At 68.6% G+C, this 23,690-nt stretch carries 19 protein-coding genes; 9 read left to right on the plus strand and 10 right to left on the minus strand.

What is annotated here, in order from left to right:
* Positions 1-14 precede the first annotated feature (14 nt).
* Genes C1927_RS20725 through C1927_RS20740 form a run of 4 tightly spaced genes read right to left on the minus strand, consistent with a single transcriptional unit; the run spans position 15 to position 5,810 of the window.
* Entirely contained in the window at positions 15-1,466 is a 1,452-nt protein-coding gene (locus tag C1927_RS20725; RefSeq protein ID WP_079224276.1) for a 2-dehydro-3-deoxy-6-phosphogalactonate aldolase, read from the minus strand.
* Positions 1,463-2,392 (minus strand): 2-dehydro-3-deoxygalactonokinase, encoded by a 930-nt coding sequence (locus tag C1927_RS20730; RefSeq protein WP_079224278.1) that lies wholly within the window; start codon positions 2,390-2,392, stop codon positions 1,463-1,465. The genes C1927_RS20725 and C1927_RS20730 overlap by 4 nt, the downstream gene beginning before the upstream one ends.
* Complete coding sequence (locus C1927_RS20735) at positions 2,389-3,135, minus strand: SDR family oxidoreductase (protein ID WP_108747689.1); 747 nt, start codon at positions 3,133-3,135, stop codon at positions 2,389-2,391. Before C1927_RS20735 ends, C1927_RS20730 begins: the two co-directional genes overlap by 4 nt.
* Positions 3,136-3,137: 2 nt before the next feature.
* The gene (locus tag C1927_RS20740) at positions 3,138-5,810 is read right to left on the minus strand and encodes a TonB-dependent receptor (RefSeq protein ID WP_108747690.1); all 2,673 of its coding nucleotides are present in this window, start codon (positions 5,808-5,810) and stop codon (positions 3,138-3,140) included.
* 295 nt (positions 5,811-6,105) lie between these two features.
* Between C1927_RS20740 and C1927_RS20745 the strand changes: the two genes are divergently transcribed.
* On the plus strand, positions 6,106-7,038 hold the full coding sequence (locus C1927_RS20745; protein ID WP_079224284.1) for a dihydrodipicolinate synthase family protein: 933 nt from the start codon (positions 6,106-6,108) through the stop codon (positions 7,036-7,038).
* Positions 7,035-8,204, plus strand: a complete 1,170-nt coding sequence (locus C1927_RS20750; protein ID WP_079224286.1) for a mandelate racemase/muconate lactonizing enzyme family protein — start codon at positions 7,035-7,037, stop codon at positions 8,202-8,204. Before C1927_RS20745 ends, C1927_RS20750 begins: the two co-directional genes overlap by 4 nt.
* Before the next feature lie 54 nt (positions 8,205-8,258).
* Here the strand turns inward: C1927_RS20750 and C1927_RS20755 are convergent, their stop codons facing one another.
* Both C1927_RS20755 and C1927_RS20760 read right to left on the minus strand, forming a co-directional pair.
* Complete coding sequence (locus C1927_RS20755) at positions 8,259-9,548, minus strand: MFS transporter (protein ID WP_108747898.1); 1,290 nt, start codon at positions 9,546-9,548, stop codon at positions 8,259-8,261.
* Between the two features lie 107 nt (positions 9,549-9,655).
* Complete coding sequence (locus tag C1927_RS20760) at positions 9,656-10,375, minus strand: helix-turn-helix domain-containing protein (protein ID WP_108747691.1); 720 nt, start codon at positions 10,373-10,375, stop codon at positions 9,656-9,658.
* A gap of 115 nt (positions 10,376-10,490) precedes the next feature.
* Here C1927_RS20760 and C1927_RS20765 point away from each other — a divergent pair, with 115 nt between their 5' ends.
* Entirely contained in the window at positions 10,491-11,729 is a 1,239-nt protein-coding gene (locus C1927_RS20765) for a glycosyltransferase (RefSeq protein ID WP_079224292.1), read from the plus strand.
* Between the two features lie 166 nt (positions 11,730-11,895).
* Positions 11,896-12,744, plus strand: coding sequence for a hypothetical protein (locus C1927_RS20770; protein WP_152027148.1), 849 nt, complete (start codon positions 11,896-11,898; stop codon positions 12,742-12,744).
* Positions 12,745-12,764: 20 nt separating this feature from the next.
* Here the strand turns inward: C1927_RS20770 and dnaQ are convergent, their stop codons facing one another.
* Together dnaQ and C1927_RS20780 are read right to left on the minus strand one after the other, a co-directional pair.
* Positions 12,765-13,274, minus strand: coding sequence for a DNA polymerase III subunit epsilon (dnaQ, locus tag C1927_RS20775; RefSeq protein WP_079224295.1), 510 nt, complete (start codon positions 13,272-13,274; stop codon positions 12,765-12,767).
* Between the two features lie 55 nt (positions 13,275-13,329).
* Entirely contained in the window at positions 13,330-14,223 is an 894-nt protein-coding gene (locus tag C1927_RS20780) for a LysR family transcriptional regulator (RefSeq protein WP_079224297.1), read from the minus strand.
* 107 nt (positions 14,224-14,330) lie between these two features.
* Here C1927_RS20780 and C1927_RS20785 point away from each other — a divergent pair, with 107 nt between their 5' ends.
* Positions 14,331-14,720: a RidA family protein gene (locus C1927_RS20785; RefSeq protein WP_108747692.1), complete on the plus strand. Its 390-nt coding sequence runs from the start codon at positions 14,331-14,333 to the stop codon at positions 14,718-14,720.
* 44 nt (positions 14,721-14,764) lie between these two features.
* Here C1927_RS20785 and C1927_RS21790 read toward each other — a convergent pair whose 3' ends face one another.
* Positions 14,765-15,451 carry a hypothetical protein gene (locus C1927_RS21790; protein WP_237771988.1) on the minus strand — a complete coding sequence of 229 codons (687 nt, stop codon included), beginning with the start codon at positions 15,449-15,451 and terminating at the stop codon, positions 14,765-14,767.
* A 150-nt stretch (positions 15,452-15,601) separates the two neighbouring features.
* On the opposite strand from C1927_RS21790, the gene C1927_RS20795 reads away from it, so the two are divergent.
* From C1927_RS20795 to C1927_RS20810, 4 genes are read left to right on the plus strand one after another with little or no spacing between them, the layout of a single operon-like run.
* Positions 15,602-15,940, plus strand: coding sequence for a hypothetical protein (locus tag C1927_RS20795; RefSeq protein WP_108747693.1), 339 nt, complete (start codon positions 15,602-15,604; stop codon positions 15,938-15,940).
* Positions 15,941-15,996: 56 nt separating this feature from the next.
* Complete coding sequence (locus tag C1927_RS20800) at positions 15,997-17,250, plus strand: TolC family protein (RefSeq protein WP_108747694.1); 1,254 nt, start codon at positions 15,997-15,999, stop codon at positions 17,248-17,250.
* Positions 17,247-18,419, plus strand: coding sequence for an efflux RND transporter periplasmic adaptor subunit (locus C1927_RS20805; RefSeq protein ID WP_108747695.1), 1,173 nt, complete (start codon positions 17,247-17,249; stop codon positions 18,417-18,419). The genes C1927_RS20800 and C1927_RS20805 overlap by 4 nt, the downstream gene beginning before the upstream one ends.
* Positions 18,420-18,429: 10 nt before the next feature.
* Complete coding sequence (locus C1927_RS20810; RefSeq protein WP_108747696.1) at positions 18,430-21,639, plus strand: CusA/CzcA family heavy metal efflux RND transporter; 3,210 nt, start codon at positions 18,430-18,432, stop codon at positions 21,637-21,639.
* A gap of 123 nt (positions 21,640-21,762) precedes the next feature.
* Here C1927_RS20810 and C1927_RS20815 read toward each other — a convergent pair whose 3' ends face one another.
* Positions 21,763-23,532: a DUF885 family protein gene (locus C1927_RS20815; RefSeq protein ID WP_108747697.1), complete on the minus strand. Its 1,770-nt coding sequence runs from the start codon at positions 23,530-23,532 to the stop codon at positions 21,763-21,765.
* Positions 23,533-23,690 lie beyond the last annotated feature (158 nt).

Raw genomic sequence — 23,690 nt, forward strand, 5'->3', positions numbered from 1 at the left:
CCCACAGGCGCGGGTCAGGGCGTGGCGATGAACAAGCCGCCCGAGCCGGGCGCCCGCTGCAATGCGTCGGGGCCCAGCCGCGCCCGTGCCGTGGTGATGAACAGGCGCCCATCCGGGGCGAAACACAGTGCGCCCACGTGCGGCGCCGGTACCGCCAGCCGCCGCTGTACCGCGCCGTTGGCCGCCAGTTCCAGCACGCAGGCCCCGCCCCACATCGCCACCCACAAGCTGCCCTGCGGCGACAACGCCAACCCGTCGGGCTTGCCCGCTTCGCCGAGGAAATCGGTGACCACCCTGGGTTCGCCCAGCGTGCCTGCGGCCACATCGGCCGGGTAGGCCAGCAGGGTGCGGGCCAGGGTATCGATCACGTACAGGGTATCGCCCTCCGGGCTGAACACCATGCCGTTGGCCACCCCCAGGCCATCGGCCACACGCCGCACCGGCGCATCCACCGCTGCTGCATGGAACAGCGCGCCACGGCCGCCCAGCAGGCCGCGGTGCATCGACCCGGCCCACAGGCCGCCGCGCGCATCCACGGTCATGTCATTCAGGCGGCAACCGGCGCCCACATCGATGGTCGGCCCGGGCTGCAGGCCACCGTCATCGGCAATCCGCACGAAGTGCGTTTCACCGTTGCCGACCAGGCCCTGCGGCGTCACTGCCAGCGACCAGACCGGCTCGGACAGTGGCGTGCGCGAGCAGGCCTGGCCATCCCAATGCAACAGGGCCGGTGCGGTCGGCTCGACCCAGACCACGCGGCCATCGTCCAGCACCACCGGCGACTCCCCCACCAGCGTTCCGGCATCGCAGGCCAGGCGCACGCCGCTGGCGGGTACCGCCCGCAGCGCCTGCAACCAGTGCCGCGCGCGTCGACCCACCTCGTCCGCGGCGCGACCGGGGCGATACAGGTCGGTACCGATGCCCACCGCACGCACGCCTGCCTGCCACAGCGCAGGCAGCGCATCGGTGGTGAACCCGCCCACGGCTACCAGCCGCGCCTGCGCCGGCAGCACCGCCGACAGTGCCGCAAGCCGCGGTGCGGAATCGTGCGCCGGAAATGCTTTCAGGTAGCGCGCGCCTGCGGCCAGCGCGGCAAACGCCTCGGTGGCGGTGCTGAAGCCGGGCATCGGTTCCATGCCGTGCGCGCGTGTCGCGACGATCACCTCCGGGTTGGTGTTGGGCGATACGCAGAAGCGACAGCCGGCGGCAGCCAGGGCTTCGACCTGGGCCACCTCCAGCACGGTGCCTGCACCGACCCACAGGCGGTCGCCGAAATGCGCCGCCAACAGGGCGATGGTGGCCAGCGGGTCCGGCGAATTGAGCGGGACTTCGGCCAGGCGCACGCCGGCGTCCACCAGGGCCTGGCCGACGGCCAGCGCCTCGGTACCGGTCAGTCCGCGCAGGATGGCCACCAGCGGTGTGTGTTCGATGGCCGCATCGAAGGCGGCGGCGTGTGCGGTGTTCATGGCGTCGCCTGTGCGGCCCTGTGCAGGGCGAGGAAGCCGCGGGTCACGGCATCGTGGGACAGCAGCGTGCGTGCACTGCCGCCCAGAGCATGCACGGCGGCGGCGTACAGCGCGCACACCGGCGCAGCACCGACCATCGGCAACGGCACCTGCAGCGCGGCGGGCCACAGCCGGCGCACGTCGGCCAGCTCGGCGCCGATCAGCACACCGCGCAGCCACGAGGCACCGTCTGCACGCGGCAGCTGGCCACGGATCACCCGCGCGCGCGCGCCGAACAGCAGACTGCCCAATCCCAGCCCGCCCGCATGGCCGTGCTGCAGGCCATCGAAGAAGGCCGCGCCTTCCACGGCAGGGCCATCCACCACCGACGCCAGCAGCCCGGCAGCGGTAAGGCGGTCGAAGATTTCACCCGACATCGCGGTGAGGAAGGACACCACCGCCCCGCCCTGCAGCTGCACCCACTTGCTGTGCGTGCCAGGCAGCGCCACCAGCCCATCCAGCGGCAGTGCGCCCCCGGCCAGCAGGCCGAGCAGCTCGGTTTCCTCGCCACGCATGATGTCCGGCGCGTCGTCCTGCGCACGCTGGCAAGCCAGCCCGGGCACGATGGCCACCGGCACCTGGCCGATGCGGGTGCGGTGCAGCTGCGCGGCCAGCCGCTGCGGCGTGGCCGGGCAATCAGCGTAGCCGGCATCGCTCCAGCCGATGTTCGAGCCGACCATGCCACAGGCATATACCGCCGCCGCGCCGGGCCAGGCGGCCACGGTCTGTTCCAGCAGGGCCTGCATCTGCGCGCGGTCCAGCCCGGCGATGCCGCGTGGCTGTTCCACGCTGTCCAGCACCCGCCCATCGGCGATGAGGAAGGCACGGAAGTTGCTGCTGCCCCAGTTGATGCCGATGATCGGTGCATCGTTGTCGTGCATGCTCATCGGCGCGTCACTCCGGCGCCACCATCCAGCGGCACTACCGCGCCGGTCATCCAGCCGCTGCGCGGTGAGGCGAGGAACAACGCGAGTTCCGCCGCATCGGCTGCGCTGCCCAGGCGCTGCAGCGGATGCCGCTGCACGTTGCGTGCACGGGCCGCGGCGGGATCATCGCTGCGTGCGAACGAGCCCTGCAGCATCGGCGTATCCACCGATGCCGGCGCGATCGCGTTGACCCGGATGTTCGCTTCGGCCAGTTCCAGCGCTGCGGTACGTGCCAGCGATTCCAGCGCCGCCTTGGAGGCCGCGTAGGCTGCCAGCCCAGGCGTGGCGTAGCGCGCGTTGATGGAGGACAGCAGCACGATGCTGCCGCCCCCATTCGCACGCAGGCCAGCCAACGCATGGCGCATCAGCCGGCGCGCACCCAGTACGTTCACCGCATGCACCTGCTGCCAGAGCGCGTCGTCGTCAGCCCAGGTATCGGCAGGCGGGCACCAGCCCGCGCAGTGGATCAGCGCATCCAGCGGCTGGCCCAGATGTGGCGCCAGCGCGGCATCGACCGCGTCGGCGTCGGCCAGGTCGGCCCGTACCTGCGTGGTCGCTGCCGGCACCGGCTCGCGATCCAATGCCAGCACGTTGGCGCTCTGCGCCTGCAGCTGCGCCAGTACCGCCGCGCCGATGCCACTGGCCGCCCCGCTTACCCAGACATGCCTGCCCTGCCACTCACCCTGCATTGCGTCGTTGCCCATGCTCAGAACCGGTAGGTAAGGCTGGCCTTGTACGAGCGACCGAACACCACGTTGGTGCGCAGGCCCTCGTCGTAGCCGTCGAAGGTGCGCTGCTCGCTGTCCAGCAGGTTGTTGGCTTCCACCTTCAGCGACAGGCGGTCGCTGAAATCGTAGCTCATCGACGCCGACAGATCCTTGTAGGTGTCGTTGAAGATGCCGGTAGCCGCGCTGGACAGGCCGACCAGGTATTCATCGCGCCAGTTGTAGGCCACGCGGATGCCGAACGGGCCGTTCTCGTAATAACCGATCAGGTTGGCATTGTTCTTCGACAGCCCCGGGAAGGTCATCGCATTGCCGTTGACGTCGGTGATCGGGGTTTCCGAGTCGATCCAGGTGTAGGTGGCGACCACGCCGAAGCCATCGAGCATGCCGCTGAACGGTACCTGCGCCAGCAGCTCGACGCCCTTCACCTTGGCCTTGTCGCCGTTGATCTTGCGCAGCACCAGGTAGTTGATGTTGTTGTAGGTTTCCGCGCTCTGCCGCTGCACGATGAAGGTCGACACATCCTTGTAGAACAGGCCGGCCGAGAGCAGGCCCTGGCCGCCGTAGTACCACTCCAGCGACAGGTCGTACTGGGTGGCCTTGAACGGATCCAGGTCCGGTGCACCGCCGGTGCCGGTGCCCGGCGAGGTCTGCACGCCGTTGCCATCGAACACGGCGTTGTTGTTGAGCGTCACGCCGTTGTTGAGGTCTTCGGTGTTGGGGAACGCTACCACCTTGGCCGCGCCACCACGCAGCACCAGGCTGTCGGTGATCTGCAGCTTGGCCACCGCCGAGGGCAGGACTTCGCGGTCGTCACGGTCGAAGGTGGACGGGGTGAGCGTGCCGTTGCCGCTGATCAGGTTGCCGCGCGAGGTCATGTCACGACCGACGAAGCGCACGCCGACATTGCCGCCCAGCGCCATGCCGGCCACGTCGGTATCCCAGTTGAGCTTGGCGTAGGCCTCGAGGAAATCCTCGTCCACGCGGAAGGTTGCCGCGTAGGCCAGTGCGTTGTTGCGCGGGTCCAGGCACTGCGCGTTCTGCGAGATCTGCGGCACGGTGGTGAAGCTTTCACAGCCACCGAAGGTGCTGCGGAACGCGCCGAGGTAGTCGCGCGGCAGGCCGTTGAATTCACCGGGCAGGAAATCGTTGTTGCTGTAGACGCGGATGTACGGCGCCATCAGCGTGACCGGGATGCCACCGGCCGGGCGGATGTCCGCACGCAGCGGATCCTGCAGGCTCTCCAGGCGGCTGAAGCGGGCGCCGAAATCCAGCGAGCGCAGCGGGCCGTCATCAAAGGCCAGGCTCCAGTCGCTGCGCAGCGCGCGCGAGTCGGTCCTGGCCCGCCAGTAGTTGTCGAACATGATGGTCATGCGCCACTGCGCAGGATCGGTCACGTCCACGCCGCTGACGTTGAAGCTGCCGAAATTGCCGCTGCGGAGGTCGAAGTCGGTCACCGAGGTCAGACCGGCCATCGGCGCCAGGCGCATGTAGCGCTGGTCGTACTTGGCAGTGGAACGGCCCCAGTCCAGTTCCACCGAACCATCCAGCCGTTCGCCGACGCGGAAGCTGGCGCGCAGCGCGCTGGAGATCGTGTCCGAATTGATGTCGGCCGCTTCGGAGTTGAGCAGCACGGTGCCGGTGGAGCGGCCAGCCAGCAGGATGTCGTGCTCGGAGTAGACCGCGTTGCTCAGGCCTGCGGATGGGTTGAAGGCAATCCAGTAGCGGTCACGCTCGGCCTTCTGCCGCGAATAGAACGTGTCCCAGGTCAGCTCCACGCCATCGCTGGGGCGCCACTGCAGCACGGTGCTGACGCCCACCTTGGTGCGGTCGTCGTCGATGTTCTGCGCGCGCATGTCGGTGCTGCCGAAGCGGGTGGTACCCGGGCTCGCCGGGTCGGTGTAGCGGGCATAGCCGGAGAACGTATCCAGGCCCTGCTGCACCACGTTGCGGCGGCCGTAGGTGGCCGAGACCAGCGCGCCGAAGCGGCGGTCATCGCTGCGCCGCGACACCAGGCCGAAGGCATTGTGGCCCCAGGAATCGGCCATCTCGTCATAGGTGCCGGCCACGCTCACCACGTTCTGCTCGGCATCACCGGACAACGGCTGTCGGGTATGGATGTCGACGATGCCACCGAGGCCACCGCTGAGCTGGTCGGCACCGGCCAGCTTGGTCACCTCCAGCCGCGAGATCAGCTCCGACGGCACCAGCGAGAGCAGGCCGTAGGTGGAGGTGGCCAGCTGGTCCAGGCCGTTGCCGCCGCGGCCGGTGGCATCGACGATCTGCCGCCCGTTGTAGAGCAGGACATTTTCCTTCAGGCCGCGCACCAGGATGTCACTGCCCTCGCCCATGCCGCGCTCGAGCTGCACGCCGGCCACGCGGCCCAACGACTCGGCGACGTTGGTGTCGGGCAGCTTGCCGATGTCGTCGGCGACGATCGCATCGACGATCTGCGCCGAGTCGCGTTTCAGGTCACGCGAGGCTTCCAGACTGCCGCGGATGCCAACGACGCTGACGGCATCCAGGGTCTGCGCCTGCTGCTGGCCGTCGCCTGTGGTGGTGGCCGGGGCCGTGTCCTGCGCCGATGCCAGCACGGGCATCAGCAGGCAGGCCCCCAGAGCGGTGAACAAGGTCGAACGTGGAAAACGATGCATGGATCGGGCCCTCTCCCAAGGTTGGGACCCAGGCGGCACCGACCGGGGCCGGCGCGGACCCTCCGTCCGCTGCCCCGCCCCACCCCGCTTGCCGAACTGCCACCTGGATCCAGCGCTTTTCCGGTCGTTGCTGCTGCACTGCGACTTGGCAGTGATGTAGCTAATATAGCAATATGTTTTGGCCGCGCACGCTGCAATGCAGCGAAGAATGACGGTTCCTTCGCGGCCCCAGCGGGAACCTCCCCTTCATGGTGTTGCTACACATGGCACACCCTTTCCACAAGGATCCGGCGCAATGGCCGCTCTGCAAGGTGTCTTCCCGATTCTTCCCACGATCTTCGATGCCCAGGGCGCCGTGGACGAGACCGCGACCCAGAGGGTGTTCGAATACCTGCTGGCCGCTGGTGCCGCCGGCGTGGTGTTCCCCGGCCTGGCCAGCGAGTACGACATGCTGGACCTGGAGGAACGCCTGCACCTGACCGCCTGCATCGGCCGCTGGAACAACGGCCGCGTGCCGTTCATCGTCGGTGGCAGTGCGAAGACGCTGGACGATGCCGTGCGCCTGACCCGTGCCGGCGGCGAAGCAGGCGCAGCGGCGGCGATGGTGCTGACCCCGCACGCGCTGGCCGGTGACAACGAAGGCATGGCGGCGTTCTTCGCGCGCCTGGGCGCCGAATCCGGCGTGCCGATCATGCTGCAGAACGCACCGCCGCCGATGGGCGTGGGGCTGGGCGTGGATGCGCTGCTGGCGCTGGCCACCCAGGTGCCGGCGATCGCCTACGTCAAGGAAGAAACGATGCCGTCCGGGCATCGCATCACCGCGCTGTCCGAACGTGCTGGCGATGCCGTGCAGGCGGTGTTCGGTGGTGCGGGCGCGCGCTACGTGCTGGACGAGCTGGCTCGCGGTGCGGTGGGCACCATGCCGGCCTGCGAGATCACCGAAGTGCACGTGGCGATGCTGGCCGCGCATGCCGCCGGTGACCACGAGCGCGCGCGCGTACTGTTCGAACGCACGCTGCCGCTGCTGAGCATGCAGGCGGTGTTCCGCTGGCGACTGACCAAGGCCGTGCTGCTGCGCCGGAGCATCATCGACTGCGAACATGTACGCGCTCCGGGCCCGGCGCTGGATGCCTGGGACCGCCGCGAACTGGATACCCTGTTGTCCCGCATCGCCGACCTGCTGCCGCTGGACGTTGTACCCGGCCGCCCACAACGGACCCCTGCATGAGCGCCGTCACCCGCGTCGAGACCTTCATCCTCACCGTGCCACGCAGCACGCCCTACCTGGGCCCGTTGGGCGCGGGCGAGCGGGTGAACACACGTGGCTACCTGGTGCGCCGGGGCAACGGCACGCTGTACCCGACCGTGGACCGCTCGGTGCTGGTACGGGTGACCACCGCCGACGGCGCCGTTGGCTGGGGTGAGACGTACGGCATCTGCGCACCGCGCGCGACCTGCGAAATCATCAATGACCTGCTGGCACCGGAGCTGCTGGGCCGCGACCCGGAAGATGTCGAGGCGATCTGGGACGACCTGTACGGCCTGATGCGCGTGCGCGGCTGCGGCAGCGGCTTCCACACCGATGCCATCGCCGCGCTGGACATCGCGCTGTGGGACCTGCGCGCACGCGCCGCGGACCAGCCGCTGTGGTCGCTGCTGGGAGAGCGGCGCCACGAGCGCATCGCCGGCTACGTGTCCGGCCTGCCCGCGGCCACGCTGGAGGAAAAGGTGGCCATGGCGCGCACGTTCCAGCAGCAGGGCCATACCGCCTTCAAGGTGCACGCGGTGGTCAGCCACGACGGCATTGCCGAAGAGATGGCGGCGCTTCGCCAGGCACTGGGCGCGGACGCCCAGCTGATGGTCGACCTGCACTGGAAGTTCGACCTTGAGGGTGCGCTGCAGCTGGCCCACCAGCTGCAGCCGGTGGGGCTGACCTTCATCGAGGCGCCACTGAAGCCGGAAGACGTGCCTGGACTGGTCGCGCTGGGCCAGCAGAGCCCGATTCCGGTGGCTGCAGGCGAAGAGTGGCCGACAGAATACGTGGCGAGGCCGCGCGTGGAAGGTGGAAGCCTGGCCTACGTGCAGCCGGAGATGGGCCACACCGGCATCACCCAGTTCCTGCGCATCGCCCGCCTGGCCGCCGCCCACGGCGTGCAGGTCGCACCGCACGCCACCATCGGCGGCGGCATCTTCATGGCGGCCAGCCTGCATGCATCGGCGGTGGTCGAAGGGCTGTGGCGGCACGAGTGGCAGCACTCGATCTTCTCTCGCTCGGTGCAGATGCTGGACACCGACATGGCCTACACGCAGGACGGCTATCGGCTGCCCAGCGGCCCAGGCCTCGGCGCTACGCCCAACGCGACGTTCTGGCATCACGCCGAAGCCGTGGCCTGACCCGGCTTGGCCTTTGTAGCGTCGAGCCATGCTCGACGCTACAAAGACACGTGGTTATGCCGCCTGCTGCCCTACCAGGGTCATCGGCGAGCGACGTGCCTGGCGCAGTGCGATCCAGGCCAGCACCACCGCGATCGGGTGCAGCACCGCCATCAGCACGAACGCGCGGTCGAAGTTGCCACCGGCCACCAGGTGCCCCACCACCTGCGCCGACACCATGCCGCCCAGCGCACTGCCGCAGCCCACCAGCCCCGCCACCGAAGCGATGTAGCGCGACGGGAACAGGTCCACCGTCATCGTGGTCAGGTTGATCTGATAGGTGAGGTGGGCAAACGTGACCAGGCAGGCCAGCCCCAGCAGCACGGGGATCGGCGGATGCAGGGCCACGAAGATGCCGACCGGTGCCAGGCACGCCGCGCCGATCATCGTGCGCAGGCGGGCCTGCACCGGGTCCATGCCACGCTTCACCAGGCCGCCGGAAATCAGGCCACCGCCGACGCTGCCGATGTCGGCGGCCACGTAGACGATCCAAGCCAGCGACGCGACCGCCATCAGGCTCATGCCGCGCGCATCGCCCAGGTATTTGGGGAACCAGAACAGGTAGAAGTACCAGACCGGGTCGGCCACGGCGCGCGAGGCGACCAACGCCCATACCGTGCGGTCGCGCGCCAACCGGCCCCAGACCCCTTTCATGCTCGGCGGCGTCGGTGCGGCCACGGCCTCGTCGGATGGAGACGCATCCGAAGCGCTGGCGGCCACTGCGGTCGACTGCTTGCCGGCGCCGCGCGGGTAGGCCCACCACCAACCGATCATCCACACCAGCCCGGCCAGGCCGGTGATCCAGAATGCCGCGCGCCAGCCGTAGGCGATAGCGATGCCGCCGATCAGCGGCGGTGCCAGGGTGGCGCCGATCATCGCGCCGGCGGTGTACAGGCCCAGGGCAAGGCCGCGCTGGCGCGGCGGGAACTGTTCAGACACCACCTTGGTGCCGACCGTGTAGTTGCCCGGCTCGCCCAGGCCCAGCGCGAATCGCGCCGCGCCCAGTTCCACCGCACTGCGTACGAAGCCGGTAGCGATGTTGGCCAGCGACCACCAGCCCACGAACAGCAGCAGCGCCACCCGCGCGCCCAGCCAGTCGGTGATGCGCCCGGCCATGACGTAGGCGGCGGCATAGGCGAACAGGAACACCTGCACCACCCGTGCGTACTCGATGTCGGACATGTCCAGGTCGGCCTGGATGGTCGTGGCCAGGATCGACAGCGCCTGCCGGTCCAGGTAGTTGATGACGGTGGAAAAGAACAGCAGTCCCAGCAGGACCCACCTCGTCTTGCCCGACCCGCTCACGCGCTCCACCGCTTGGCCATCGACGACACCTCCCCATCGGAAGGCTGCAACGTATTGCTATTGTAGCAACAGGTCAAGTCGCACTGCGGCAGCCCTGTCGCGGTGCCTCAGCCGATCTCCGCCGCCGCCGTGCGCAGGGCCGCCACCAGTTCCGCAGTGGCCGATTCGGGAATCCAGCCGGACGTGGCGATGCCGGCGTGGACCGGGTCGCCCATGGCGATGGCGACGATGTGGTGGTCACGTTCGTCAGCGACGTGCACCCGGGCATGGCCCTGCGCACGGGTCACTGCCAGCGTCGCCAGCAGCTGCTCGATGCCCTCGGGAAACATCGGGATCGGCTTGTCCTGGTAGATCTCGCGCACTTCGTCATCGCTCAGCTGCGCCAGCAGCACGATGCCGATGCCGCTGGTGGTGGCCGGCAGCAGGCCGATGCGGCCCAGGCCCCGTGCCGCCTCGATGCCCGGCGGCGCATGGAACAGGTAGCTGACGCTGTCGTTCCACAGCACGCCCAGTGCCACGGTGTGGCCGAAGCGGCGCAGGCTTTCCAGCACCGGCAGCGCGCGACGGATCAGACCGGAAGCGAACAGGCTCTGCGCGGCCAGCACGTGCATGCCCGGGCCGGCGGTGTACTTGCGGTCGGCGGTCTGCCGTGCGATGCCCAGATAGGCCAGGGTCTTGAGCAGGCGGTTGACCCGCGTCGGGTTGGCGTCGAGCTGGCGGGCCAGTTCACGGCAGCCTACCGGCTCGGGCGACGACGCCAGTGCCTGAAGGGTGGCGATGCCGTCGATCAGGCTCTGGTTGGGCTGGGCATTGGGCTTGGTTCGCATGCTGGAAGCGTACTGGCCGGGCCCGTGCAATGCCACCAATAGCAACACGCGGGTGCATTCGCGCGGCCTTCTGCGACCTGCGGCGATACTGACAGCCCCACCCTCGAAGCCCCCGATGCGACTGCTGGCCCTGACCTATGGAACCGAAGGCGACACGCGCCCCCTGGTGATGCTGTGCCATGGGCTGCGCCAGGCCGGCCACGAGGTGCTGCTGCTGGCCGAGCAGGGCACGCTGGGCAGCGCGCGCGAACTGGGCGTGCCGCACGCGGCGCTGGAAGGCGACATCCACGACGAAGTGGTCGCGCTGGTAGCGCGCGGCAACAACCTGGCCGCCGCCTCGCGCGGCCTGGCGCGGATGGCCGGCCGCCACGTGCCGGCCTGGATGGCGCAGGCCGATGCGGTTGCCGCCGGCTGCGATGCCGTGCTGACCGGTGGGCTGGCCGCGCTGGTGGGCCTGAGCGTGGCCGAGCGGCACGGCCTGCCGGCCATCGGCACCGGGATGATCCCGCTCACCCCGACGCGCGCCTTCGCCTCCCCCTTCCTGCCACCGATGCCGCTGCCGGGCGTGCTGCGCCGGGCCAGCTACGGGCTGGTCAACCAGGCGGTATGGCGCACCTTCCGCAGGCCGATCAACGCCGCGCGCGCCGGCCTGGGGCAACCGCCCCGCCGCACGCTCTGGTCCGGGCTGCCGATGCTGTACGGCATCTCCCCGCAGCTGCTGCCGCCGCCTGCCGACTGGCCGGCCGACCATGTGGTGTGCGGGCAGTGGCGGATGCCGGAACAACCGTGGTCGCCGCCCGCCGACCTGCAGGCCTTCCTCGATGCCGGGCCCGCGCCGGTCTATCTCGGCTTCGGCAGCATGACCGGCTTCGACCGCGAACGCGTGCTGCCAGCCCTGCTGCAGGCGCTGGCGCGGCGCCGCGTGCTGCTGTTCCCGGGCTGGGCCGGACTGCCCTCAAGTGCATTGCCAGCGGACGTGTTCGTGCTCGGCCCGACGCCGCATGAAGCACTGTTCCCACGCTGCGCGCTGGCCATCCACCATGGCGGCAGCGGCACCACCCATTCGGCGTGCCGCGCCGGTATTCCTTCGCTGGTGATGCCGTTCGCGGCCGATCAGTTCTTCTGGGCGCGGCGCCTGCAGACGCTGGGTGTGGCGCCGGCGCCGCTGTCACCGAAACGGTTGGATGCGGCCTCGCTTGCGGCGGCGATTGCGTTCGCCGAGGACGGCACTACGCGTGCACGTGCGGCGGCACTGGGCGCGGCGATGGCCAGCGAGGATGGAGTGGGCACTGCAGTCGCCGCGATTGACGGAATTCAACCTTACCGCCCGACTGACGTTGCTGTAGAACGTTGAACAGGCTTTGCCAGACCCCTTGCCCAGCCCATGAAATTCCAGGGTGAGCACAACACACGGACGTTTGGCCAACAATAAAAAACCCCGGACCCATCACTCACGAGAAGCATGTGAGGAGAGGAGTTAGCCGGGGTACGCGCTGGCGATGCTAGGGGAAGATCACATCATGTTCAAGAGTCCCTATTGGGCATCGCTCATTGATGTGAAGGCCGCTGACGGGGTGGTGGCGGCAGTGTCATCGGTCAGGTTGGCATCTTACGGCTTGCCACCTGCATCCGCCGTCGCCGTTGTGGTCAATCCCGTCAATCAAGCACCCGCGGGTGCGCTGGGATCCGCGCTGGCCGAGGCCTTGAACGCCCGGCAGGCATCTGCCACCGCCGCCCAGTCTCAAGGGGCGGCACCCGAAGCCCGCTCATATGGAAATCCGGGCATCGAGGCCGTAGCAAGGCACGCCAGAAACATGATGCTGTGCGAGGCGATGTATCCAGTGCTTCATATGCTGGAGGTGGTGATGCGCAACAGCATCCACAACGCTTTCAGCCAGCACTTCGGGGCGACCGATTGGTATGAACAGACTTGGCTCAATGCGAACCATGCAGCCATGGTCCTGGATGCAAAAGCAAAACTCTCGAAGCGCAACAAACCCCATGATCCGGATCGAGTAGTTGCAGAGCTCGGCTTCGGCTTCTGGTGCGGGATGTTTCACTTCGCCTACGAGAATGGAAGAAGGACAGCCTGGCCTGCTCTCCTCGGTTCTGTTCTGCCTGGCGTCCCCAAGTCCTGGAGAACCAGGGCAAAGGTTCAACGTCGCGTCGAAAGCGCTCGTGCCCTGCGAAATCGCGTGTTCCACCATGAGCCCATCACCTTTCATCAGGATCTGCGGGAGAGACACAGACATCTGGTGGAAGTTCTTGGCTGGTTCTCAACAGAGGCCCGGCAACACATTGAACAGATCTGCAGGTTCAATCATGTCCATGACGACAACCTGTCTTTGCGTTCCCCTGCAGACGCCTAGAGCCGGCCGCCAAGGCGCCATCACCGCAGGTGCGGAATCACCTGCGCCAGCAGATGCGCATCCTTCAGCGCGCCGTGCAGGCCGCGATTGCCGGGAATGCGCAGGCGCTGCAGCACGTCGTCCAGCTTGTTGCCCTGCCCGGGCCAGCGCCCACGCGCCAGCTTCAGGCTGCAGGTGATGCGGCAGTACTGCGCCAGGCTGCCGGGCATGCCGGCCAGGCGCAGTTCGTTGTCGAGGAAGCCCACATCGAAGGTTGCGTTGTGCGCGACCATCTCGCTGCCACGCAGGAATTCCAGCAGCTCGGCGGCCTTGCTGGAAAACAGCGGCTTGCCCACCAGCATCGCATCGCTGATGCCATGCACGCGCTGCGCGCCCCAATCCACCGAACGCTGTGGCTGCAGGTAGGTGTGGAACTGGCGACCGGTGAGCTGGCCATCGATCAGTTCCACCGCGCCGATTTCGATGACCCGGTGGCCCATGCGATGGGAGATGCCGGTGGTTTCGGTATCCAGTGCGACGATGCGGCTCATGCGTGTGGCGGTTTCCTGGTGCGTGCAGTGATGATTTTCGCATGCCCCGCGTATGTCACCCCAACACCTCCACCACCCAATCAATGAACACCCGCAGCCGCTGGCTCATGTGCCGGTTCGGCGGAAACATCACGTGCATCGGCATCGGCGGCAGCTGCCAGTCCTGCAGCACCGGCCGCAGTTCACCGCTGCCTACGTGCGGGTCGGCCATGTAGCTGGGCAGCGCGACCACGCCCAGGCCCGCCACGCCAGCGGCGAGGTAGGCATTGCCATCGTCGAAGCCCACCGCATGCCGGCCCTGCACCTCGATGCGCTCATCACCGCGCTGGGCGATGAACACACGTGCACGGCCGGTGCGCGGGCTGAGGAAGCCGACCATGTGATGGTCCGGCCCTTCCAGTGCGCTCGGGTGCGTGGGCACGCCGAAGCGCTGCAGATAAGCGGGGCTGGCGTGGAAGCCGATCGACAGGCTGGCCAGCGGCCGCGCCACCAGCGCCGGATCGGCGGGCGCACCACCGCGGATCACGCAGTCCACGTTGTCGGCGATGACATCGACCTCGCGGTCGCTGACGCCGATGTCCAGCTGGATGTCCGGATAGCGCGCATGGAAATCCGGCAGCGCAGGCACCAGCCGCAGCCGCGCATACGGGCCGGGCACGTCGATGCGCAGGCGCCCGCGCGGCTGGCTGGCCGCCTCGCCCAGGCCGCCCTCCACCTCTTCCAGCTCGGCCAGCAGGCGCGCGATGCGCGGGTAGTACGCCGCGCCATCGGCGGTGACGCTGACCCGCCGCGTGGTGCGGTTGAGCAGGCGCAGCCGCAGGTGCGCTTCCAGCTGCTGCACCAGCTGGGTGACCGTGGTGCGGCTGATCTGCAGGGTCTGCGCGGCGCGGGTGAAGCTGCCGGTTTCCACCACGCGGGCGAAGGCGCGCATTGCCTCGAAACGGTCCATGGGCCGGCCGGGATTGTTTGGGATTGGCAATCAATCTAGGCCGATCATCACTGTTTATCCAGACAGATCCGGCACGGAAGATGGGAACCTCCCGCTTGGAGACCCCCATGACGCACCGTGATGTCGTTTTTCCCGCCGGCCGACAGGCCCTGTACGAGCGCAACCGCTACTCGCCCGCCATCCGTTCCAATGGCTTCCTGTTCGTCTCCGGCCAGGTCGGCAGCCGCGAGGATGGCTCGCCCGAACCGGACTTCGAAACCCAGGTGCGCCGCGCCTTCGAGAATCTCAACGCCGTGCTGGCCGCCGCCGGCTGCACGTTTGATGACGTGATCGACGTCACCGTGTTCATGGTCGACCCGGAGACGAACTTCGAGAAGGCGTGGGCGATCGTGCCGGAGTACTGGGGCGAGGCACCGCACCCGACGCTGACCGGTATCGGCGTGACCTGGCTGTATGGGTTCAAGTTCGAGATCAAGGTGATTGCGAAGCTGCCCTGACACGGGTAGTGCCGGCCGCTGGCCGGCAACCACGGACGCGACCATCATTCCGGAGCAAACTCCAGTGTGCGGCGCCACCGCAATGGTTTCGTCGCACGCGCCGGGTCAGGGCCAAACCGGGTCAGCCGCCCGGCCGCCAGCGCGCGCTCACGCAGGCGCTCGCCGACGCCTTCGGCGGTCTCCACCTCGACATGGGTAACCTGACCTGCGGCATCCACGTCCATCGCCCAGACCAGCTTGCCCACCCACTCGGCTGGCGGAACGGAGGCGTCGTAGTTCGGCCGTCCTGCCACGTAGGGCTGGTCATGCCGCAGGTACAGGGGCGACGCCTCCAGCGTCGGATCCACGCGGATCTGCGCGCTGCCACGGCGCCCATCCCCCAGCACGGCATCGATGGTCCACATCCCGGCCGCGCCGGTACTGCCAAGGTCAGCGGCATAGCACTTCTTGCGGCCCCGGTAGTCCTCGTGGGCCGTGCGCGAGATCTGCACGCCCTTGGCATCACGGACGTCGATGTGCAGGCCCGCCACGTCGGTATCGACGAGATTGGCGGCCACACAGATGCGGTGATCGTGGTGGCCATCGGCAATGAACAGCTGGGTCTGCGAGCGTGCGAGGGCATCTGCCGGCGTCGGCGCCCACAGGAATTCCACGTAGACATCCTCGGCGGCGACTGCGACGGGACTGGCCAGTATCAGCAGCAGGCCTGCTGCGGCAATGCGTGCGGTCATCGTTCCTTCCCTGGTGACGAATCCCGATCCTCAACGATGGTGCGGGGCGGCGCAACCAGACAGCAGGGTCAGAGCCCTTTCCTGCGGAAAGGGATCCGACCCCACCATTGATATTGTATCCACCGGAAACTGCTTGCTAGCCTGCCCTCCATGCGCTGGATCGCCCGCCACCTCCGTTCGACCCTGCTGATGCTGCTGATGGCGGCATTCGTGGTCGTGCCGGTGGCCGACGTGCTGGCCTGTGCAGTCGAACCGCATGACACGGTCGCGGCCCATGTTGAAGCCGCGGCTGACGACGCAGACGGCGACAGTGACGGCACGCACACCGGTGCCTGCAGCCATAACCACTGCCACCATTCCAACCTGAGCCTGCCGGCCGGCACCGTTGCCGCCTTCGGCACGCCGCTGCCGGCACGCTGGATGCCGGCCGGTGACAGCGCGGCCTATGCCGTCGCGCAGGATGAACTGAAGCGTCCTCCCCGGGCGTGAGTTGAGCGCGTCCCGCAATCGCGGGCTTCCGTTCCCCTCACCTCCGGATATTTTTCATGTCGAACCTGACACCTCGGTCGCTGCGTGCGGCCGGGCGGGTCATTGCCATGTTGCTGGGCCTTGCCCCGGCAATGCAGGCAATGGCACAAGCCGCCCCTTCCTACGACACCCTGCTTGAACGCCTGGACCAGCTGCCCGGCGCCCGCGTCGGCGCCGCCCTGGCCGAGGCCGCCGACGCGCGTGCCGACCAGGCCCGTGCGTTGCCCAACCCTTCCCTTTCCTGGTCCGCCGAAAACGCCTGGGGCACCGGCTCCTACGGCGGCATGGGCAGGGCCGATACCGTGCTCAGCCTGTCCCAGCCGCTGGAAATCTGGGGCCAGCGTGGCGCGCGTGTCCGTGCCGCGCGTGCCGAGGCACAGGCAGCCAACCTGCGGGGTACCCAAAGCCGCAGCGATGTGGCCAGCCAGCTGGCGGCGGTGTATGCACAGGCGGAAAGTGCACTGCGCCGCTACGCCTTGGCCGAAGAGGCGCTGACCCTCACCCGTGCTGACGCCAACGCCGTCAACGCGATGGTCAAGCAGGGCCGCGAACCGCAGCTGCGTGCGGTGCAGGCGCAGAGCGAGGTGGCCAACGCCACCGCCTCGCTGGATGAAGCGCAGGCCTACCGCGATGCCGCACTGGCACGGCTGGCAGGTGCCGCGCTGCTGGATGCGCCGGTGCAGTCGATCGACAGCAGCCTGCTGGACCGCACGCCGCCGCTGCCGCGTGGAAGCGGGGATGCCGCGCTGGCGGTGCGCATTGCCGAAGCCGAAGCACAGGCCAGCACGCGCCTTGTCGAGGTGGAGCGCAAGCGCGCCCTGCCCGACCTCAGCGTGACCGCCGCACAGACGCGCTTCCGCGAGGATCGCGAACAGGCCTACACGCTGGGGGTGAGCCTCTCCATCCCACTGTTCGACCGCAACCGCGGCGGCGTCCGCGCGGCCAATGCCGAACAGCGCGCGGCCGAGGCGCGCCTGGACCAGCAACGCCGCGACAGCGAGGCCGAACGCCTCTCGGCCGTGGCCGGGCTGAAGGCCGCCGGCAGCCGCACACGCGCCGCGGATGAAAGCGTGGCCGCCGCCGAGGAAGCCTACCGGCTGGCCCGCATCGGCTTCGATGCCGGACGCATCTCGCAGCTGGAACTGCGCAGCACGCGCAGCGCCCTCATCGCCGCCCGCGGCACCGCCGTGGATGCGCGCCTGTCGCGCGTCGGCGCCGAAATCGATCTTGCCCGCCTGGAAGGGCGCACCCCGTTCGTGGAGGTTCACTGATGTTTTCCCGCACTTTTTCGTTGCTGTCCGTGGCGCTGTTGAGCGCGCTGCTGGCCGGCTGCACTGGCACTGCACAGGCTCCACCAGCTGGCGGCGACGACGACCACGGCCATGCGCCGGGCAGCGCTGAAGCCACGCCCGCCGCCGCAGCCGACGCCGATGAGGGCGTGGTGCAGCTCACGCCGGAACAGATCAAGGCGTCCGCCATCGAGGTGGTCGCCATTGGCCGTGGCGGCGGTGGCTCGACCCGGCTGTCCGGGCGGGTCGAGCCATCGATAGGTGCGCGCGCCTCGGTGGCCTCGACCGTGACCGGCCGCGTCGAACGCGTACTGGTGGCACCGGGCACGGCGGTGAAGCAGAACCAAGCCCTGGCCAGCGTGGTCAGCGGTGAGGCGGCCGTGTTTCGCGCCAACGCGCTGGCCGCCGCCGCCGAAGCCAAGGCCGCACGCCTGGCCCACGGTCGTGACAAGGCGCTGGTGGAACAAGGCGTGGTCGCACGCCAGGATCTGGAAACCTCGCATGCACGGGCCATGGCGGCACAGGCCCAGGCCGCCGCCGCGCAGGCCCAGGCCGCCGCCAACGGTTCGCCGGACAGCAGCGGCCGCGTGCGCATCACCAGCCCGGTAGCCGGCATCGTCGGCAACGTGCAGGTCACCCCGGGTGGCGTCGTCGCTGCCGGCAGCGTCGTGGCCGATGTCGCCGATCCGGCGATGAACGAACTGGTGTTCACCGCACCACCGGCGCTGGCCGCACAGGTCACGCCCGGCATGACGATGGAAGTGAGCGTGCCGGGTGGCAGCTTCACCGCCACCGTCACCGGTTCGGCCGCCGATGTGCGCCAGCAGGGCGGCGTCGCGGTGATCCGTGCCATGCCGGTGGACGCTGCGCTGCCGCCGGCCGGTTCACCGGTATCGGCGGTGGTGGTCATCGAGGGCCAGGAGGGCTCGCTCAGCGTCCCCGCCGATGCGGTGCAGAACGTCGATGGCCGCAGCGCGGTGTTCGTCGCCGTCGACGGCGGCTTCAGGGCGCAGCCGGTGCTGGCCGGCCGCCGTGCCGGTAACCGCATCGAGATCCTCGGCGGCCTGACCGGCAACGAGCGCATCGCCGGTGCCAACGCCTTCCTGCTCAAGGCCGAACTGGCCAAGGGCGAAGCCGAGCACGGCCACTGAGGAGGCGACCATGTTCAAGCTGATCATTGAAACAGCGGTGCGCCACCGCTGGCTGGTGGTGTTCGCCGCCGCGCTGCTGGCGGCCGTGGGCCTGCTGCAGTTGGGCAAGCTGCCGATCGACGCGGTGCCGGACATCACCAACCGCCAGGTGCAGATCAACACGGTGGCGCCGGCGCTGACGCCGGAACAGATCGAGCGGCAGGTGACCTACCCGCTGGAAACCGCGCTGGCCGGCATTCCCGGCCTGACCACCACGCGTTCGCTGTCGCGCAATGGCTTCTCGCAGGTCACCGCGATCTTCACCGATGCCACCGACATCTACTTCGCCCGCCAACAGGTGGCCGAGCGCATGCGCGAAGCCTCCGAAGACCTGCCCGATGGCGCGTCGCCGATGCTGTCGCCGGTCACCACCGGCCTCGGCGAGGTGCTGATGTGGACGGTGGACTTCACCGCGTTCGATCCGGCTACGCTGGCCAGGCCCGGTGAGGCCGGATGGCAGGCCGGTGAGGTCTACCGCACGCCGGAAGGCACCCTGCTGCGCACGCCGGAAGAACGCGCCACCTACCTGCGCACCGTGCAGGACTGGATCATCGCGCCGCAGATGCGTTCCAGCCCGGGGCTGGCCGGTGTCGATACGGTCGGCGGCTACGTCAAGGAGTACGGCGTGCACCCGGACAGCGCCCGGTTGGCCGCGCACGGCCTCGGCCTGGCGGACCTGGTCACCGCCCTGCAGCGCGCCAACGTACAGGCCGGTGCGGGTTTCGTACAGCGTGCAGGCGAGGGCCTGGTGGTGCGTGCCGATGGCCTGGCGCTGACCACCGACGATCTGGCGCAGGCACCGGTGGCCACGCGCAACGGCATGGTCGTGCGCGTGGCGGATGTGGCCGAGGTGGCCCTGAGCCGTGCGCCACGCCTGGGTGCGGCCAGCCGCAACGGCCACGAAGCCGTGCTCGGTACCGCGCTGATGATCGCCGGTGGCAACAGCCGCACCGTGGCGCAGGCGGCCGCCGCGCGCCTGGAACAGGTGAATGCCTCATTGCCGCCGTCCATCGTCGCAGTGCCGGTGCTGGACCGCAGCGAACTGGTCAATGCCACCATCAGGACCGTGGCCAAGAACCTCACCGAGGGCGCGCTGCTGGTGGTGGTGGTGCTGTTCCTGCTGCTGGGCAACCTGCGCGCGGCGGCGATCACGGCGCTGGTGATTCCGCTATCGTTCCTGTTCGCGGTGATCGGCATGAACCGCTTCGGCATCAGCGGCAACCTGATGAGCCTGGGCGCGCTGGATTTCGGCATCCTGGTGGACGGCGCGGTGATCGTGATCGAGTCCACGCTGCTGATGCTGGGCCAGCGCCGCGCTGAGCTGGGGCGTGCGCTGACCGCGATGGAGCGCCTGCGCGTGGCCGCCGATTCGGCAATAAAGATGGCGCGGCCGGCGGCGTTCGGCCAGTTGATCATCCTGCTGGTGTTCGCACCGATCCTCACCCTGGAAGGCGTGGAGGGCAAGACGTTCCACCCGATGGCAGCGACCTTCATGCTGGCCCTGGTCGGTGCCTTCATCTTCTCCTTCACCTTCGTGCCGGCGATGGCCGCGCTGCTGGTGCGCGAGCCGAAGGCGAAGGACAGCGATGCGCATGCGGACGACGGCGAGCACGAAACCAGGCTGATCCGCGTGCTGCGTGCGCGCATCGAACCGGTGGTGCGCAAGGCTGTCGCGCATCCGCGCACGGTGCTGGCCGGTGCGGTGATGATGGTGGTGGTGGGCATCGGTTCGTTCTCGCTGCTGGGCCGCGAATTCATGCCGACCCTGGACGAAGGCAACGTGGCGATGCAGGCCCTGCGCGTACCGTCCGCCTCGCTGGAGCAGTCACTGGCCATGCAACTGGCGCTGGAAAAGGCGATTGCCCAGCAACCGGAAGTGGAAACCGTGTTCTCGCGTACCGGTACCGCCGAGGCGGCCATCGACCCGATGCCGACCAACATCTCCGACAGCGTGATCGTGCTGAAGCCGCGCAAGGACTGGCCCGATCCGAAGCTGGGCAAAGACGCACTGGTGGCGCGCTTCGAGAAACTGGCCGGACAGCAGCTGGGTAACAGCTTCGAGTTCAGCCAGCCGATCGAACTGCGCTTCAACGAACTGATTTCCGGCGTGCGTACCGATCTGGCGGTGATGATCTACGGCGATGATTTCGCAGAACTGCAGAAGGTAGCCGACCAGGTCGCACTCAAGCTGCGTGCGGTGCAGGGTGCGGCCGATGTGCGGGTCGAGCAGATTTCCGGCCTGCCGACGCTCAACGTCAAGATCGACCACGCCGCGGCCGCGCAATACGGGCTGACTGCGGCGGACGTGAGTGACGCGCTGTCCACCGGCATCGGCGGCACCGCGGCCGGCCGGATCTTCGAAGGCGACCGCCGCTTCGATGTGGTGGTGCGCCTGGACGATGCTGCACGCAATGATCCTGACCAGCTGGCCTCGCTGCCGATCGCCACGCCTGCAGGCCTGGTGGTGCCGTTGTCCTCGCTGGCACGCATCAGCGTCAGCGAGGGACCCAACCAGATCAGCCGCAACAATGGCAGCCGCCGCGTGGTGGTGCAGGCCAACGTGCGCGGCCGCGACCTGGGTGGCTTCGTCGGCGAAGCGCAGGCGGCGGTGGCCGACGTTGCGCTGCCGCCGGGTGCGTACCTGAGCTGGGGCGGCCAGTTCGAGAACCTGCAGCGCGCGGAGAAGCGGCTGGCGACGGTGGTGCCGGTGGTGTTCCTGCTGATCGGCAGCCTGCTGTTCATGTCCCTGCGCAGCGGCAAGGAAGCTCTTCTGGTGTTCAGCTGCGTGCCGCTGGCACTGGTCGGCGGCATCCTCGCCCTGCTGCTGCGTGGCATGCCGTTCTCGGTGTCGGCGGCAGTGGGCTTCATCGCCGTCTCCGGCGTGGCCACCTTGAACGGCCTGGTGCTGATGCAGGCGATCCGCGAGCGGCTGGAGGGTGGTGACCTGCCGATGCAGGCGGCCATCAATGGTGCCGCCAGCCGCATCCGCGCGGTGCTGACCACGGCGCTGGTGGCCATCGTCGGCTTCATTCCGATGGCCATCGCCAGCGGTTCCGGTGCGGAGGTGCAGAAGCCGCTGGCGACGGTGGTGATCGGCGGCCTGATCACCGCCACCGTGCTGACCCTGCTGGTGCTGCCGACGTTTGCTGCGCGGGTGGTGAAGCCGCGGGTGGTGGGCTGAAAGACGACGGGGTCGGATCCTGCGATCCGACCCCGTCTGCCGCGCTTCGCGCTCGCCGGGCATGGCCCGGCGCTACCACCGCGCGTTACGGTAGCGCCGGGCCATGCCCGGCGACGCGTCGTCTCAGGCCTTCTTCCGCTCGGCGATGTACGCCTGGATCTGCTGTTCCAGCACCGGCAGCGGCACCGAGCCCTGCTTCAGGATCACGTCGTGGAAGGCCTTGATGTCGAACCTGTCGCCCAGTTCCTTCTCGGCCTGCGCGCGCAGGCGCACGATGGCGATCTCGCCCAGCTTGTAGCTCAGCGCCTGACCCGGCCAGGAGATGTAGCGGTCCACTTCGGTGGTCACTTCATGCTCGCTCAGCGCAGTGTGGTCGCGCAGGTAGGCGATGGCCTGCGCGCGGGTCCAGCCCTTGCTGTGCACGCCGGTGTCGATGACCAGGCGCGCGGCGCGCCACATTTCGTAGGTCAGGCGGCCGAAATCCTCGTACGGGGTTTCGTAGATGCCCATTTCCACGCCCAGCTTCTCGCAGTACAGCGCCCAGCCTTCGCCATAGGCGGAGATGTAGGCGTTGCGGCGGAACTCGGGCAGGTCCTTCTGCTCGGAGGCGATCGCACCCTGCAGCGCATGGCCCGGATCGGACTCATGCAGGGTCAGCGCCGGCAGGTTGTACAGCGGGCGCGACGGCAGGTCGTAGGTATTGACCCAATAGGTGCCCATGCCGCCGCGGCCGGCGGTCCAGAACGGGGCGATGTCCGGCGGCACCGGCACGATGGTGAAGCGGGCACGCGGCAGGGTCATGAACCGGCCGAGCTGGCCATCGGCGCGCTTGGAGATCCACGCGGCGCGCGACAGCAGCTCTTCCGGGGTCTTGGCGTAGAACTGCGGATCGGTGCGCAGGAAGGTCAGGAATTCGGCGAAGCTGCCCTTGAACTGCACCTGCTGGATGATGTCGTTCATCTCCTTCTGGATGCGCGCCACTTCGCCCAGGCCGATGCGGTGGATCTCCTCGGGCGACAGGTCCAGCGTGGTGTATTCGTGGATCTGCTGCTTGTAGAAGGCCTTGCCACCGGGCATGGCCTCGGCCGCCAGCGTGGTGCGCGCCTGCGGCACGTATTCGCTGACGAAGAAGGTGCGCAGCTGCTGGAAGGCCGGCACCACCTTGCCGCTGATGGCCGCCGCAGCCTGTTCGCGCAGGGTGGCCTGTTCGGCGGCGGGAATGCTCGCCGGCAGCTTCTTGAACGGCGCATACAGCGGCGATGTGGTCGGGTCCTTCAGTTCGGCGACGGTGGCGATGGAGACCTCGCGGCCGTCCAGCACCGCGCGCGGCACGCTGAAACCGCGCTTGAGGCCAGCGCGCATGTTGTCGGTCTGCTGGCCGAAGTAGCGCGGCACATCGTTCAGGCGGGCGATGTAGTTGCGGTAGTCCTGCGCGGTCTTCATCTCGCGCCGGGCCATGAAGGACAGGTTGGACCAGAACGAGGAATCCGAATTGAACGGCATCTCGTAGGTGCGCAGGCGCGTCGCTTCGGCCAGGTTGAAGACCTGGTCGCGGTAGATCGCGTAGTTGACCTGGTTGTCGGCCGACAGGGCCTTCGGGTCGATCTTCTTCAGCGCGGCCAGGGTTTCGTCCCAGACCTTCAGGCGGGCCTGCTGGGCGGCCGGACCGACATCGGGCATGCGGGTGGCGTTGGCCGGTGCATCCTCGTCCTCGCTGGCTTCGCCGCCGCCGTCCTGGCGCCACGTCCACTCCTTCTCGTACAGGGCACGGAAGGCGGCATCGGCTGCCGATCCGGTGGCCATGCTGGCCGGAGCGACGGCAGGCGGGGCAGCGAGGGCGACCGCAGGGGCGGACAGGGCAATCAGCAGAGCAACGGCAAGGCGGGTTTTCACGAGCACAGGTTCCCGGGAAGGCAGATCCCGATCATCGCACCGCGCACCGCCTGTGGCATGGGACGAAGGTCCTGCCTGCTACGCAGGCAGGACCGGGGACCGGCCGCAGGCCGGGACCCCAGCGCCGCAGGCGCGCGGTAGAGCCGACTGTTAGTCGG

The sequence above is a fragment of the Stenotrophomonas sp. ZAC14D1_NAIMI4_1 genome, assembly GCF_003086775.1.
Classification (GTDB): Bacteria; Pseudomonadota; Gammaproteobacteria; order Xanthomonadales; family Xanthomonadaceae; genus Stenotrophomonas.

What these genes read in the sequence shown, in the direction of transcription:
- C1927_RS20725 (WP_079224276.1), bottom strand. Translation starts at nt 1,466, where the DNA reads ATGAACACCGCACACGCCGCCGCCTTCGATGCGGCCATCGAACACACA.
- C1927_RS20730 (WP_079224278.1), bottom strand. Translation starts at nt 2,392, where the DNA reads ATGAGCATGCACGACAACGATGCACCGATCATCGGCATCAACTGGGGC.
- C1927_RS20735 (WP_108747689.1), bottom strand. Translation starts at nt 3,135, where the DNA reads ATGGGCAACGACGCAATGCAGGGTGAGTGGCAGGGCAGGCATGTCTGG.
- C1927_RS20740 (WP_108747690.1), bottom strand. Translation starts at nt 5,810, where the DNA reads ATGCATCGTTTTCCACGTTCGACCTTGTTCACCGCTCTGGGGGCCTGC.
- C1927_RS20745 (WP_079224284.1), top strand. Translation starts at nt 6,106, where the DNA reads ATGGCCGCTCTGCAAGGTGTCTTCCCGATTCTTCCCACGATCTTCGAT.
- C1927_RS20750 (WP_079224286.1), top strand. Translation starts at nt 7,035, where the DNA reads ATGAGCGCCGTCACCCGCGTCGAGACCTTCATCCTCACCGTGCCACGC.
- C1927_RS20760 (WP_108747691.1), bottom strand. Translation starts at nt 10,375, where the DNA reads ATGCGAACCAAGCCCAATGCCCAGCCCAACCAGAGCCTGATCGACGGC.
- C1927_RS20765 (WP_079224292.1), top strand. Translation starts at nt 10,491, where the DNA reads ATGCGACTGCTGGCCCTGACCTATGGAACCGAAGGCGACACGCGCCCC.
- C1927_RS20770 (WP_152027148.1), top strand. Translation starts at nt 11,896, where the DNA reads ATGTTCAAGAGTCCCTATTGGGCATCGCTCATTGATGTGAAGGCCGCT.
- dnaQ (WP_079224295.1), bottom strand. Translation starts at nt 13,274, where the DNA reads ATGAGCCGCATCGTCGCACTGGATACCGAAACCACCGGCATCTCCCAT.
- C1927_RS20780 (WP_079224297.1), bottom strand. Translation starts at nt 14,223, where the DNA reads ATGGACCGTTTCGAGGCAATGCGCGCCTTCGCCCGCGTGGTGGAAACC.
- C1927_RS20785 (WP_108747692.1), top strand. Translation starts at nt 14,331, where the DNA reads ATGACGCACCGTGATGTCGTTTTTCCCGCCGGCCGACAGGCCCTGTAC.
- C1927_RS21790 (WP_237771988.1), bottom strand. Translation starts at nt 15,451, where the DNA reads ATGACCGCACGCATTGCCGCAGCAGGCCTGCTGCTGATACTGGCCAGT.
- C1927_RS20795 (WP_108747693.1), top strand. Translation starts at nt 15,602, where the DNA reads ATGCGCTGGATCGCCCGCCACCTCCGTTCGACCCTGCTGATGCTGCTG.
- C1927_RS20800 (WP_108747694.1), top strand. Translation starts at nt 15,997, where the DNA reads ATGTCGAACCTGACACCTCGGTCGCTGCGTGCGGCCGGGCGGGTCATT.
- C1927_RS20810 (WP_108747696.1), top strand. Translation starts at nt 18,430, where the DNA reads ATGTTCAAGCTGATCATTGAAACAGCGGTGCGCCACCGCTGGCTGGTG.